The 13,447-nt window shown below is 65.0% G+C and carries 9 protein-coding genes; 3 read left to right on the top strand and 6 right to left on the bottom strand.

Features of this window, described 5'->3' with window-relative positions; all coding sequences use genetic code 11:
• Positions 1 to 119 precede the first annotated feature (119 nt).
• Positions 120 to 1,100 carry an aldolase/citrate lyase family protein gene (locus tag HKW67_RS02820; RefSeq protein ID WP_171223953.1) on the top strand — a complete coding sequence of 327 codons (981 nt, stop codon included), beginning with the start codon at positions 120 to 122 and terminating at the stop codon, positions 1,098 to 1,100.
• Positions 1,101 to 1,195: 95 nt separating this feature from the next.
• On the opposite strand, the gene HKW67_RS02815 is transcribed toward HKW67_RS02820, so the two are convergent.
• The 3 genes from HKW67_RS02815 to HKW67_RS02805 all read right to left on the bottom strand — a co-directional run bounded on the left by HKW67_RS02815 (position 1,196) and on the right by HKW67_RS02805 (position 6,682).
• On the bottom strand, positions 1,196 to 2,506 hold the full coding sequence (locus HKW67_RS02815) for a RagB/SusD family nutrient uptake outer membrane protein (protein ID WP_171223952.1): 1,311 nt from the start codon (positions 2,504 to 2,506) through the stop codon (positions 1,196 to 1,198).
• A 62-nt stretch (positions 2,507 to 2,568) separates the two neighbouring features.
• Positions 2,569 to 5,748 (bottom strand): SusC/RagA family TonB-linked outer membrane protein, encoded by a 3,180-nt coding sequence (locus HKW67_RS02810; protein ID WP_171223951.1) that lies wholly within the window; start codon positions 5,746 to 5,748, stop codon positions 2,569 to 2,571.
• A 457-nt stretch (positions 5,749 to 6,205) separates the two neighbouring features.
• Positions 6,206 to 6,682 carry a c-type cytochrome gene (locus HKW67_RS02805; protein ID WP_171223950.1) on the bottom strand — a complete coding sequence of 159 codons (477 nt, stop codon included), beginning with the start codon at positions 6,680 to 6,682 and terminating at the stop codon, positions 6,206 to 6,208.
• Positions 6,683 to 6,849: 167 nt separating this feature from the next.
• Here HKW67_RS02805 and HKW67_RS02800 point away from each other — a divergent pair, with 167 nt between their 5' ends.
• Positions 6,850 to 8,262, top strand: coding sequence for an NAD(P)/FAD-dependent oxidoreductase (locus HKW67_RS02800; protein WP_171223949.1), 1,413 nt, complete (start codon positions 6,850 to 6,852; stop codon positions 8,260 to 8,262).
• Positions 8,262 to 8,618, top strand: a complete 357-nt coding sequence (locus tag HKW67_RS02795) for a hypothetical protein (RefSeq protein ID WP_171223948.1) — start codon at positions 8,262 to 8,264, stop codon at positions 8,616 to 8,618. Before HKW67_RS02800 ends, HKW67_RS02795 begins: the two co-directional genes overlap by 1 nt.
• Here the strand turns inward: HKW67_RS02795 and HKW67_RS02790 are convergent.
• Genes HKW67_RS02790 through HKW67_RS02780 form a run of 3 tightly spaced genes read right to left on the bottom strand, consistent with a single transcriptional unit; the run spans position 8,515 to position 13,408 of the window.
• Positions 8,515 to 9,531: an MBL fold metallo-hydrolase gene (locus tag HKW67_RS02790; RefSeq protein ID WP_206044582.1), complete on the bottom strand. Its 1,017-nt coding sequence runs from the start codon at positions 9,529 to 9,531 to the stop codon at positions 8,515 to 8,517. The two genes, HKW67_RS02795 and HKW67_RS02790, sit on opposite strands and share 104 nt — an antisense overlap.
• A complete protein-coding gene (locus tag HKW67_RS02785; protein WP_171223947.1) occupies positions 9,528 to 10,076 on the bottom strand; it encodes a PepSY domain-containing protein in 549 nt (182 codons plus the stop codon). Before HKW67_RS02785 ends, HKW67_RS02790 begins: the two co-directional genes overlap by 4 nt.
• A complete protein-coding gene (locus tag HKW67_RS02780; RefSeq protein ID WP_171223946.1) occupies positions 10,073 to 13,408 on the bottom strand; it encodes a S41 family peptidase in 3,336 nt (1,111 codons plus the stop codon). Before HKW67_RS02780 ends, HKW67_RS02785 begins: the two co-directional genes overlap by 4 nt.
• Between the last annotated feature and the right edge of the window lie 39 nt (positions 13,409 to 13,447).

The following is a 13,447-nucleotide window of genomic DNA, read 5'->3' as shown; positions in this document are numbered from 1 at the left end:
TTGCCGGAAGTGAGCGCTTGGGGTACCGATTCTCAACACTCTTGCCCCGAATCTCGTTGGGGGGCATATACGCGGTACCCGGGGGCATCCCTGCCCCTTTCCCACCTGGAGGACTCTCCGTGCGCCCCTGCTGGATGCTGTCGGCCGCTGCTGTGGCCGTCTCTCTGAGCGCTGTCTCCCCCCTGCACGCTCAGACGCGCCTGAATCCCGTGATCGACCTGATTGCCAAGAAGCAGCCAGTGTTCGGTCTGTATGGCCCCGCCAACCGCCGCGCCCGCCCCGGCCAGCCCGCGCTGTCACCCGACTCGATCAAGTCACCGGCCCAGCTCGCCACCGACGCGCTCGGCTACAAGAAGGCCGACTACATCTTCGACGGCAGCATGGAAGGCGACTTCGACGCCGCCCTCCCGCAGTTCGCCGCCTTCGCGAAGGGTATGAGCGACCAGGGTGCCCTCCAGAAGGGTAAGGCGCCGCGTTTCACGCACCCGATCTTCGTGAAAACGCATGAAATTGCCCCCGATCCGGCGCTGGCCGCCAAGCGCATTGGTCAGCAGCTCAACCTCGGCGTCACGGGCATCGTGTTCGTCGGCGTGGAGAGCCCGGAAGAGCTCAAGCAGGGCCTCGCCGCCATGCGTTTCAAGTCTCAGGGCGGCACGCGCTCGGACGACGTGGGTGACGCCCCGGCCATGTGGGGCGTGACGCCGACCGAGTACAAGGCCAAGGCGGATCTGTGGCCGCTCAACCCGAAGGGCGAGCTGTACAACTTCACGATCGTGGAGAGCAAGGCCGGCCTGGCCAAGGTGCGCGAGATCGCCGCGGTGAAGGGCGTCGGCGTGCTCTTCCCGGGCGCGGGCACCCTGCGCGGCGTGTTCAGCACGACGGATGCGGCCGGCAAGCGCACGTTCGACGAGAAGGGCTGGGAAGCGGCAATCCAGCAGGTGCTGGCGGCATGCAAGGAATTCAGCGTGCCGTGCGGTTATCCGGCCGGTGCCGCCGATATCGAGATGCGCATGAAGCAGGGGTTCAGCGTCTTCGTGATCGGCTGGGGCGAGCCGGGCTTCAAGGCGGTTGAGATCGGCCGCGGCGTAGCGGGTCGGTAACACACGTCGCAGTTCGCTTTATACGCAAGCGAACAAAGAAGGCCGCCGATGCAGTTCGCATCGGCGGCCTTCTTCACGACTTCAATCGGCAACCGTTACGGGTTGCGGTCGAGGCAGCCGGTGAACTTCGGGTTGTTCCGCTCGATGAACGGAACAATCAACGTCACATCGGTGCCGTAGTTGTTGCCCGGGCGATAGCGCATGGGGCCCGTCGGGAACACCGTCGCTGCCGTACGCTGGTACTGCCGGATGAGCCGGCGCATATCGCCAAGGCGATGGCCGGTGAGGTACAGCCAGTAGGCGCGCTCCTTGAAGAGCATGTCGACGGCCGCGGCCTGCGTGGTCGGCGACGCCGCCAGCGGAGCGATGGCCGTGCTGAGACCGGTGGCACGCAGCGTATTCAGCTGCGCGAACACGGCATCACGATCGCCCTGCGTCGCGCCCTGCAAACGCGCTTCCGCTTCGATGAGTCGCGCTTCGATACCGTCGGCCAGCGTGAACGGCGCGGACTGCGACGTGTACTTCTGCTGACGCGGCAGGTTCGTGCTGGTGCCGTCGAAGCCAAGGTTCAACGTTGGCACCCAAGGCACACGCGGATCAGCCGGCGTCACGAGGTAGTCGATACCGTTGATGCCTTCGTTCGTGGTCACCGTGTATCGCGTGCCGGCATTGTACATCGCCGTCCAGAGGCCGTTGGTCTGACGACCGGTGGCGATCGAGTGGCTGAGCACGTACTTGTAGGTCGTGAGCACACCGCTCACGGCCGCTGCCGCCGCTGCGAACTGACCCTGGTCGAGCAGCACGCGCGCCTTGCCGATCTGGGCAAGACTACGGTAGTTGACGCCCGTCGCGTTCGTGAGCGCGGTGTCCATCGACGCGAGAGCGCGGGTGTAGACCTGCGCCGTCGTGAGCGGATCGCCGTACTCGAAGTCACCGCTCGCCGACACCTTACTGAACGGAACGCCCGAGCAATACCCCTCACCGAAGGCGGTCTCGGCAAAGCCGCGAATCGCGTACATCTCGCTGAGTGAGTCCTTGACCGCGGCCGTCGTGGGCTTGACCACGATCCACTTCTCGATCGCGGCGGCCAGACCGGCGCGCGCCAGCTGCAGCTGATTGTACGTGGTGTTCACGGCGCCACCGAGCACCTCGTTCGAGTTGCGCCCATCGGTGTTGTACCGGTCGGCAAAGGTGTCGGTGGTGTTCAGCTCATCGCCGAGGTTGCCCGAGACGACGACGAAGCCGTCCTGGGTGCCGGAGTACGAGACGATGAAGTCCTGCATGGAACCGTTGCGCAGCGTGGTCACGCCAAGGCTGCCGCCAATGGCACCCTCGGCGATCACGTCAGGCGTGGGGACCGAGAGAAGGTCCGAGCTGCACCCGGCCACCGCGAACGCGGCAGCCATGGCGCCAACTGGACGGATCACCCGGCGTGCGGAATTAAAGAATCGCATGGATGTGGGTCGTCTCAGAAGGAGAAGTTCATGCGCAGCGTCATGATGCGCAGAGGCGGCGTGGAGAAGTACTCCTCGTTACCGCGGGCGTCGTTGTTGGACTGCGCGGCTTCAGGATCGACGCCGGTGTAGTCCGTGATCACGCCGAGATTGCGGCCGGTGACGATGACGCTCCAGCGCGACGCGCGAACCGCGTTGGCCCACTTGGTCGGCATTTCGTACGACGCCGACAGTTCGCGGAAGCGCGTGAACGCGCCGTTCTCGAACATGCCCGTGTACACCGCCTGCGACGTCGCCAACGCGTTGGCCTGTTCCTGCAGCGAGGCGCTCTTATCGTAGCGGCCGCGGCAGGTCACGCCGTTCATGCACTGGTGACGCAGCGTGTTGTTGAACTTCTTGAAGCCCCACTTGCTGTCCACCTGACCCGAAATCTTGAGCTTCTTGTTGAATAGCTCAAGAGTCGGCGAGAACGCGATTTCGCGCGTGGGGAAGGTGTTGCCCTGGTACACCGCCGTATCACCACCAACGGGTCCGAACGTCAGCTCGCTGAGGTCCCGGTTCGCGTTGAACGTGATGATGCCGTCGTTGTTCTTGTCACTGAAGTTGATCGGCCGGCTCCAGAGTCCGAACAACGGATAACCCGGACGATTCTGCTGCGTGTCGCGATTACCCGACGCGATCGACGAAACACCTTCGCCAAGCTTCGTCATCCGGTTCTTGTTCGTCGAACCGGTGAACGCGAACGAGAGTGCCGCGGCGTCACGGTCGATGATGCGCTGATTCCACGTGAACTCGACACCCGAGTTCTTGATGTTGCCGATGTTTACGAACTGCGTGGTGAGACCCGACAGCGACGGCGCGATCTGGCGCTGAATCAGGGCGTCCGTCGTGCTCTTGCTATACGACGTCACTTCGATGTTCGTACGACCGGAGAACATGGCCACGTCGAAACCGAATTCGGTTTCGGCCGAGTATTCCGGCTTGAGGTTGGCGTTACCGAGCGAGCCGAGCGATGCGGCCGGGGCATCGCCACTGGCCGTCGTGAGCGGACCCGGCGAGTAGAAGCGCACGGCGTCGGTCGCACCCGGGATCTGCCCCGACGCGCCGTACGTACCGCGCAGACGCAGCGAGTTCACGAACTCCGGGAGCGGAAGGAACGTCTCGTCGGAGATGAGCCACGACGCACCGAGCTTCGGATAGTACACAGCGCGCGTGTTGGCACCGAAGGCGCTGGCGGCGTCACGACGCACGCCGCCCGTGATGAACAGGCGATCGCGCAGGGCGACCTGCTGCTCCACGTAGTAGCCGAGCGTGCGACGCTCGTTATACGTCTGGGTGCTGGAGCGCGTCGCGGCGGATGACACCGTGACACCGCCCGGCGGCAGGCCGATACCGGTACCCGACGTGAGGCCCACGGCGTTGCGGATGTACTGCATACCGATGCTCGTGGTCGACTTCATCCAATCGGTCAGCTGAAAGGTGCCGGTGGCACCGTAGTCTGCGGTCTGCTGGTTGATGTCGACACGCTGGCTCTGGATGTTGCCGGTACGGACCGTGCCCGTATTCGGGCCTTCACCGACCTTCGAGATGAAGAAGTCGTTGCGGCCGGTGTAGTCCGAGCCGATCGCGGCGCGGGTGGCGAGCCACGTGGTCGGCGTCCACTGGGCGGACACGCTGTTGATGAAGCGATTGAGCCCCTGCTTGGTGGTCTGCGAGAGCACATCACCCAGCATGAAGGCGCGATAGCCGCGGAGCGAATCGCCCTGCGCATCGACCAGGTCGGCGCGCCACGGGCCGCCGAGGGCGAGCACCATGAGGCCGTTGCCGTTGTCTTCGTTCTGCGGCAGGCGCAGCTCGCTGTTCACGTAGCCGGAGGATGCCTGCACGAAGAGTCCCTTGCGGAGCTCGGCGTTCACGTTGGCGCGGAAGCTGTTACGCGCCAAGGCGTTCGGGCGCACGATGTCCGACGGCAACGCGGTCACACCGCGGCGCGCCTTGAGTCGCGCGATTTCGTTGTCGGGCAGCTTGTAAATGCCCGTTTCGCCTTCGGTCTGACCGGAGACGAAGAACTGCACCTTATCGTTGCCGCCCGACGCCTGCAGGTTGTACTGCCGACGGCTACCGTCGCTGAGCGGGGTCAGGTTCGGATCGTTCAGGATGTTGCCGTGCGAGAGCGAATCCACGGACGTACAGGTGCCGAGGGACACGGCCGTGAGCAAGCAGGGCACGGCCCGGGTTGGCGAGGCCGCGGTGCGGCCCCACAGCGTCCACAGGTCGGGATATTCAGCCGTGTTGTCGATCTTGCCGTTCTCGACGCTCAGGCTGTAGTTCGTCTTGCCCGACTTACCGCGCTTGGTCGTGATGACGACCACGCCGTTCGCCGCTTCGGTGCCATATAGCGTGGCGGCCGACGGACCCTTCACGATTTCGATGGTCTCGATTTCGGAGGGGTTGATGTCGTCCAGACGCGACGGGCCCGAACCACCAACGCCAAGAGCGTTGTTCGTGGTCGAGGTGGCACGCACACCGTCGATAACGACGATGGGATCGTTCGAGAGCGAGAACGAGTTCTGGCCGCGGATACGGATACGCGAGCCGGTACCGGTGGCGCCGGTCTGCACGACCTGCACGCTGGAGGTACGACCCGAGAGCAGGCTGCCCATGTTGGACACGGGGAGCTCGGCGATCTTCTCGGCCACGTTGATCTGCGCCGTGGCGTTCGCCAGTTCGACCTTACGCTGCTGGCCGGTCACCGTGGTGACGACGGCGGCGAGCGAGAAGGCCGCCTGCTTGATCTGGACGTCGGCAACCACCGGCGTGGCGCCGACCGTCACCGTGATCTTCTGTGCTTCGTAGCCGATGCGATTCACATCGAGCGTCACGGCACCAGTCGTGGTGACGCGAAGCGTGTACCGCCCGTTATCGGCGGTGAGCGTACCGTTCTGCGTGCCGGAGACCAGCACACGTACCTGGGAGACCGGGTTCCCGGTGGCGGCGTCGGTGACGCGTCCGGAGATAGTTCCGCCGGCAGCCTGCGCTTCGAGGCGCGGAGCCGCAAGCAAGGAGGCGCCGACGAGCCCGGCAAACAGGGCAAGGCGGGCGCATACAGCGGCCAGTGGGCGGCGATAAACGGAATGATGTGGCGAGCGGATTCGCTCGCCACGATCAGTCGCGACGGGTCCGAACAATCGCATCTCGTGACTCCCTCAGAGAGCTGGATCACTCAACGGCCACCCAGTGTGGCCGAACATGGCCACGGCCAACATCCATCGCTCGCCTGACGGCGGGCAATCCAGTTGGCCATGCCACTACGGTGCACGGGCGTCGAAACACCCGATAGGCGCGAGGGGAACGGAAGGACGCTGCGGAAATCGCGCGACGCTCCCGGGTACGTGACACGCACGCGGTGGGAACTACAAGGGGATGAGCGGCACTACGCGGGACAACAGTCCGAACTGACAATCCGTCACCGAGGGCTGCGAAAATCGGTCGCGCCGCTATCGAACTGGTGTAGGACTGATACAGTAGGACCGCGAGAGGGTACGGCGCGGTACATCCCCTGTCAATATCGAACGGCATTAAGCGTGCTCTGAATACAACAATCGCATTCCCGTCGACGGACGAAACGTCCGCCGACGGGGACGACGGGAATTACGGTACCAACGGTGATGTCGGCGGTGGTGCCGGCAACTCGAACTTCAGCGTCGACATGGTTGCCGAATCGGACACGAGGGCCGTCTCGCCCGCCGGCAGCCCATTGAGCTTCAGAATGTATGTAACGGAGGTCAGGTACTGCTCCGGCGTCAACGTGCCAGGCGCATCGTCGGGCATGGTCGTCCGGATCTGCTCATACAGCTCGAACAACGAACGACCGACCCATTTCGTCTTGAAGTCGGCGCTGGTGACATCTTTCGATTCGTGACAGCCCGAGCATGTGGCGGTCCACACCTTCGCCCCCTCGACCGCCTGGGCTTCGGTATACAACTTGGCGCTGTCGGCTACGAACATCGCGGCGCGCAGCGGAGGTACGGCCAGAGGGCGCTGCGCGGACATCCGGCTACCACCGAAAACGCTGGCGGCGACCACCGTCGCGAGAAATGCGCTGGGAAGAACGTTGCTGATCGTCATGGCCGATCAACGTGCGTCGCGGGCAGAACGCTGACAAGGTGTGACGTGCGCGGCATCTCGTGATCCTTTCGTAAAAGTCGATTGCGATTGTGCGGGCTTGTGGACATTTTCGCCCCATGACGCTTACCCCGCCTGACCACGAACGTTTGAATCCCGCTGAGGATCCCATGGAGGATCCCGCGCACGAGCCCTCGGCCCTGCCCCGTCGCGACTTCCTCCGGATCGCCGGTGTCGGCGCGGGCGCCTTGCTCGCCTCAGGTTGCGCCTCCGCTGGGGCCTTTGCATCAGCCGCCCCGGTGCGCGGCATCGAGCGCGGTCGAGCGAAGGACGGCGGCGTCGGGCATGTCGTCGTGATCGGTGCCGGCGCCTGGGGCGGATGGACCGCCTACCATCTCCGCGAGCGTGGCGCCCGCGTCACCCTCATCGACGCCTACGGCCCCGGTAACTCGCGCTCCACCAGCGGCGACGAGACGCGGGGCATCCGCTCGTCGTACGGCGATCGCGCGACCGGTGAGCTCTGGACCCCGTGGGCACGTGCCGCGATCGAGCGCTGGCGGCTCTTCGAGAAGGAATGGGCGCCCGTCTTCCGCACGTCGTATTTCCACCAAACGGGCGATGTGATCATGCGGGCGACGGCCGAGCCCTTCATCACGAAGACGCTCGAGCTCTGGAAGGCGAACAACGTGCCGCATGAGGTGCTCAACGGCGCCGAACTGCGCAAACGGTATCCGGTCATCAAGGCCGATGACATGACCATCGCCATCACGGAGCCCGATGCCGGCGTCGTGCGCTGTCGGGCCGCGACGCAGGCGGTGGCCGCCGTTGGCCAAAAGATGGGAGTGAAGCTCGTCATCAGCCGAGTACGTCCCGGCCCGATCGTGAACGGCTCGATGGATGGCGTGATCCTCGAAGACGGCACCACCGTACGCGGCGATTCCTATGTGTTCGCCTGTGGACCGTGGCTGCGCAAACTCTTTCCATATATGGAGAACAGGATGCGCGTACCCATCGGCGTCGCCTGTTACTTCGGGGTGCCGGTCGGCGATTCACGATTCACGTTCCCCAATCTTCCCAGTTTCAACTTTCCGGGTGTCACCGGCTGGCCCGTGTTGCCCGTCGACTCGCGCGGCTTCCGCGTGCGCGGCGCGATCGCACCGCCGGCGCCACCGGCTGGCACGGCGCCCGCGACCCCGGCTGCCGTGGGACCCGCCGCGGGTGCACCCGTGGCGGCCGATCCGCTCCAGCAAGACCCCGACACCAGCGGTCGCTGGGCCAGTCAGGATCGCATCGATGGATCCCGTCGCTTCCTCGCCGCGCGCTTTCCGCTGCTGGCCAACGCCCCGCTGCTCGAAACGCGCGCCTGTCACTACGAATCGAGCGTGAACGGCAACTTCATCATCGATCACGTGCCAGGCACGTCGAACGCCTGGATCGCCGGTGTCGGTCAGGCCGAGGGATTCAAATTCGGACCCGTGGTTGGCGAGTACGTCGCGCAGCGCGTTCTGGGTATCAACGGAGAACCGAAGCTCGTGGCGGCGTTCAAGCTACCCACCGAAGAATACGAGAAGCCGCCCGGTTGATGCGACGCGTCGCACTCTTCGCGTTCGCGGCGCTCTTCTTCGCCTACGAACAGTGGTCGTTCTATACGTGGATGCAGCTGCACGGCTCGGCCACGGTCGGGCTCGCCTACGCGTGGGCCACACTCCGGCAGGATCCCATGGTGTTCATGGCTTGGAACGACATGGGCGTGTTTACCGCCATCGTCCTCGTGTGGCTGGCGCGTGATCTGCGGGCTCGCGGCCGCGCCATCTGGTGGTGGCCGGCCACACTCATCATGGGGTGTCCGCCCCTGCTGGTGTATCTGGCCACCGGTAGCGACGCGTCTCGCCATGGCGCAGCACCCGGAACCGATCGGGCGGTAACCCGCGCGCCGTAAGCGCGGCCGCCAGATCGCGCGGCGGCTGATCGAGCGGCTCGTCGGTGAGCGCGAACGTGCCCCAATGCACACCAACAGCTTCGTGCGCATTCACATCGAGCATCACCTGCACCGCTTCCTCGGGGTTCACGTGCTGCGTGCGCATGAACCACCGCGGCTCGTAGGCACCGATCGCGATCGCGGCGGCATCGAAGTGACCGAAGCGCGCGCCGATCTCGCGCGGTTCGTTCGAGTAACCGAGGTCACCGGAGTACCAGAAGCGGAAGTCGGGGTGCACGATGGCCCAGCTGCCCCATAGCGACAGATTGCGATCGAGCATCGTGCGATTCGACCAATGCTGCACCGATAAGAAATGCAGCTCGAGTTCCCGCGTGAGGCCGGGCCATCGCACCACGTCATCCCACGCGCAGCCGATCACGCGGGCATCCTGCGCCGCGCGCGGCAGATTCGTGGCAAACCACGATTCCGTGCCACGCGGCACGATGAACGCCGGAGTGCCACCACGCTGCACCGCCACGTCGCGCATCGAGCGCCGATCGAGATGATCGTAGTGGTTGTGCGACAACACCACCACATCGATGCGCGGGAGCTGGTCGGCGCGCAGGCCAGGAGGCTGGTGACGCTTGGGGCCGGCGAACCGAAATGGTGAGGCCCGCGAACTGAACACGGGATCGATCAGCACGTTCACGCCGTCGATCTGCAGCAGCAACGATGAATGGCCGATCCACGTGAGCGCCGGCTCACCGCGGTTGCCATGAATGAATGCAAGATCCGGCGCGACGCCGACGATGGGATGCGCGGGCGGACGCGGGAGTCGGTCGCGCGCCCGCTGCACCATCCACGTCGCCGCGCCGGCACCATCCACGTTGACGCCGGAGCGATTGGAGTACGGCGGTCCGGCGGGTGTGCTCACTCCGCCGACGGCCCCACGGACGACGGCACCACGCGTCGCTTGTTGGCCCGCGCACGGAACGGCAGGATGAACAGATACATCCCCGTGATCCAGAGCCCGAGCACGATCACGGCCGCGGGAAAGAAGACCCAGAGCTTCATGAGCGGATGAAAGAACGACCCGTCATGAATGGTCTCGATGAGATCCGACCGCCGATACGCCGACTGCAACAGCGCGCCGGTGGCGAGCTCCATCTGGATCTCCCAATTGGTAATCGTCGCGACCTTCACGATCCCCTTGCCCGGGCGGACATCGAGTCGATCGATGTCCGCCCAGCTCGACACCTTCGCCTCGGGCACCGACTGCGCGGTGGCGAGAATCTGCTCCATCGTGACCGTGGGCACGCGCACTGACGTTTTCTCCTCGGGCGGCTGCACCCAGGCGAGCTGCTTCTTGAGCTGCAAGAGCAGTCCGCTACAGAGAACGATAACGAACGGCAGCGCAACGCCGATCGAGCCCCAGCGGTGCAGCTTCCGATTCCAGATACGCGGATTGAATGTCGTCACGGCTTCCGCTTGCCCCACACCGGGGGCAAAGGCTCCTTCGTGGCGCGATCGTTCTTCCACGTGGAGAGCAGCCGCATCGCTTCCTGCACCGCCCGCTCGAGCTGGGGGTCGCGACCGGCGATCACGTCCTTCGGGAAATTCTCGACATCGATATCCGGTGCGACGCCTTCGTTCTCGACCGCGAACTTGTCGTCGCGCGAGAAGAAACCGAAACGCGGCGCGATCATCGAGCCGCCGTCCACGAAGTTCGGCGTGTCGGTGGTGGCCACCAGTCCGCCCCACGTGCGTGCACCAACCAATGGGCCAAGTTTGCGGCGCTTGAACATGTACGGCATCAGGTCACCGCCCGATCCCGCCATTTCGTTGATGATCATCACCTTCGGTCCCCAGATCCCATTGGCAGGGCTGGTAAACGGATAGCGCTCGCCGACGGGGTTGTTGAAGTAGCCGTCGTAGTCGCGGCCGAGCAGATCGACGATGTAGTCGGCCGCCGAGCCGCCGCCGTTGTACCGCTCGTCGACCACCACGCCCAACCGGTCCTGCTGGGCGAAGTAGTAGCGATTGAAGCTGGTGTAACCCGGCTGACCGGTGTTCGGCAGATACACATAAGCCAGCTTGCCCTGCGACAGCGAATCCACCTTGCGCCGGTTCGACTCCACCCACGCCCGGGTACGGAGACCCTGCTCGTTGGCGATCGGCAGCACGGTCACGCTGCGCGCGCCCTGCATCTCGGGACGCGAGTTCACCGTCAGCACGGTCTGCCGGTTCGCGGTGCCGTCGAGCAAGCGGAACATGTTATCCGGCGCGCGCAGCTCCACGCCGTTGATGGCGAGCACATAGTCGCCGGTGCTCACGTTCACACCCGGCACCGCGAGCGGCGCCCGCAGCTCCGGATTCCAACTCTCCGCGTCGTAGATGCGAGACAGACGATAGCGCCCGTTCTCGATCGTGAAGTCGGCGCCCAGCAGGCCGCCCGTGTTGGCCGGCACGTCGGGGATGTCGCCACCGCGCACGTACGAGTGCCCGATCGCGATCTCGGCGCCCATGTTGTCGATCAGATAATTCAGATCGGCACGGTGATTCACATGCGCCAGCAGTGGCTCATACATCTGCTTCACCGCCGGCCAGTCGGCGCCATGCGCGTTCTTCACGTACAGATTGTTACGCTGATTCCGCCAGCCTTCGTTGAAGATCTGCCGGAACTCTTCGCGCGGATCGATGTACGCACGTAGCGTCGCCGTAAGACGACCAGTGCCGGCCGTCGGCACAGTGCGGTCGGCGTCGACCAGATACAACCCGCCCTGCGCACCACCCGTGCGATACAGCAGCTTGCGGCCATCGGCACTCACCACGTACTGCGCCACACCCGTCACGAATTGCGCGGCGCGGCGCGTAGACAGCTGGAAGCGATGCAGCGTGTTGCCTCCACCCGGAGCACTGGCGCCACCAGTGCCCGTTACCGGCACCGGCTCGAGGAAGAACACGGTACCAGCCGGCCCCGCGCGCAGGTCGCCGTAGTCGCGTTCAGCCACACCCTGCACCGCAATGATGCGCTGCTGAATGCCGTCGAAATCAATGCGCACCGCTCGCGGCGCGGGGGCTGCCGCCGGTCGCGTGCTGTCGGCGCGTGCCGGCGCCGCCGCCGGTGCCGCCGCGCTGTCGCCCCGCGTGCGCGCCGCCTCTTCGTCGCTCTCCGGCAGCAACGGCGACGCGTCAGCTTTGCTCAGGACCGTGAGATACAGCGAGCGCGTTTCCGGACGGTCGTACTTCGACATGTCGAGCAGCGACGAGTTCAGAGCGAAGTTCGTCGACGCCAGGAACCACAGATACTTGCCGCCGGCGTCCCACGCCGGTGCCGTCGCATCGGCGAGGCCGTCGGTGATCTGCTTCACCGCACCCGTCTCCGCGTCGTACACGAAGATCGCGCGGAACAGCGACTTGAGTCGTTTCGGATACGCCATGTAGCGCGAATCGGGGCTCCAGACCGGCACGATCGAACGGTCGGCCATGAAATACGGATCAGTGTCGGCCACCTTGGCCTGCCCGCTCGCGACGTCCACCATCCAGATGCGGAAGTGCGTATCCTGAAACGCGATGCTGCGGCCGTTCGGCGACCAGCTTGGCGAGTACGGACGGCTCGGCTCGGGCAGCGTGATCTCGCGACGCGCGCCGAGTCCATCCTGCGGTGCGATCACCAGCTTGTACTCACCGCTGGCATCGCTGAAGAACGCCAGCGACTTGCCATCGGGCGACCAGACCGGCGCGATCTCGGCCGCGCCGCTCGTGTTGGTCATGTTGCGCACATCGCCCTTCTCGGCGGGGATCGTGAAGATCTCGCCGCGCGCTTCCACCGCGGCCCGTTTGCCGGTCGCTGAAATCGCGAGACTCGTGATACGCGACGACACATCCTTCCACGACGCCATCATCCACGGGAAGTCGCCGGCGGCCGTGATGTTCACCACGTGCTCGCGACCCGTCTTGGCATCGAGTTCGTGCACATAGCCGGCCTGCTCGAACACGACCGTGCCCGCCGACGCATCGAGCGACTTCACGTCGAAGTCACGGAACTTCGTGATCTGCGCCAACTGCTTCGACTTCGTGTCGTACGAGAATACGTTCGACACACCATCGCGATCCGACAGGAAGTACACAGCGTCGTTCACCCACACCGGGTCCATTTCCTTCGAGTTCGTGAACGGCGTCGAGTCGAGCACGAAACTCTTGAGATCGAGAATCCAGATCGGCTTGTTCTGTCCACCGCGATAGTTGCGGCGCTCTTCATCCCACGAACTCGGCATGCGATACGCCACGCGATTGCCGTCGGCCGAGAGCTTGCCCTGATACGCGCGCGGCATCGGCATCGGTGTTTCCACACCACCGGTTACCGGCACCGTCCAGAACCGCTGCGCGGCCGACGGCGCCCACGACGCGCGCGGGCTCGCGAACATCACCGACTTTCCATCTGGCGTCCAGCCCTGCACCATGTCGGCCGACGGATGCCACGTGAGGCGCTTGGGCTGACCACCACCCACCGGCACCGTGTACACGTCGGTGTTGCCGGCGTATTCGGCACTGAAGGCAATCAGCGCGCCGTCAGGCGAGAGCTTGGGGTTCTGCGTCTGCCCCTGAAAGCTCGTCAGGCGGCGTGCCGCGCCACCAGCGCGCTCGACCACCCAGATATTGTTGGCGTAGGCGAACGCGATGTGCTGCGCGCTCACACTTGGCGTGCGCAGCAGTCGCGTGCCGGACTGTGCGGAGGCAGAAGCCGCTGAAGCGGCGAGCAAGGCGAGCGCTGGAAGCGCTGCCCACGAGCGGGCGATCAATCGAGACATAGGGACGCCAGAGGGGGCCGCGAGATCGGGAGGGAACAC

Source organism: Gemmatimonas groenlandica (assembly GCF_013004105.1).
Taxonomy (GTDB): Bacteria; Gemmatimonadota; Gemmatimonadetes; order Gemmatimonadales; family Gemmatimonadaceae; genus Gemmatimonas; species Gemmatimonas groenlandica.
This window is presented reverse-complemented; position numbering and strand designations above follow the sequence as displayed.

Coding starts and splice junctions, on each gene's coding strand:
- HKW67_RS02800 (WP_171223949.1), top strand. CDS start 6,850: ATGGAGGATCCCGCGCACGAGCCCTCGGCCCTGCCCCGTCGCGACTTC.
- HKW67_RS02780 (WP_171223946.1), bottom strand. CDS start 13,408: ATGTCTCGATTGATCGCCCGCTCGTGGGCAGCGCTTCCAGCGCTCGCC.
- HKW67_RS02805 (WP_171223950.1), bottom strand. CDS start 6,682: ATGACGATCAGCAACGTTCTTCCCAGCGCATTTCTCGCGACGGTGGTC.
- HKW67_RS02815 (WP_171223952.1), bottom strand. CDS start 2,506: ATGGCTGCCGCGTTCGCGGTGGCCGGGTGCAGCTCGGACCTTCTCTCG.
- HKW67_RS02795 (WP_171223948.1), top strand. CDS start 8,262: ATGCGACGCGTCGCACTCTTCGCGTTCGCGGCGCTCTTCTTCGCCTAC.
- HKW67_RS02810 (WP_171223951.1), bottom strand. CDS start 5,748: ATGCGATTGTTCGGACCCGTCGCGACTGATCGTGGCGAGCGAATCCGC.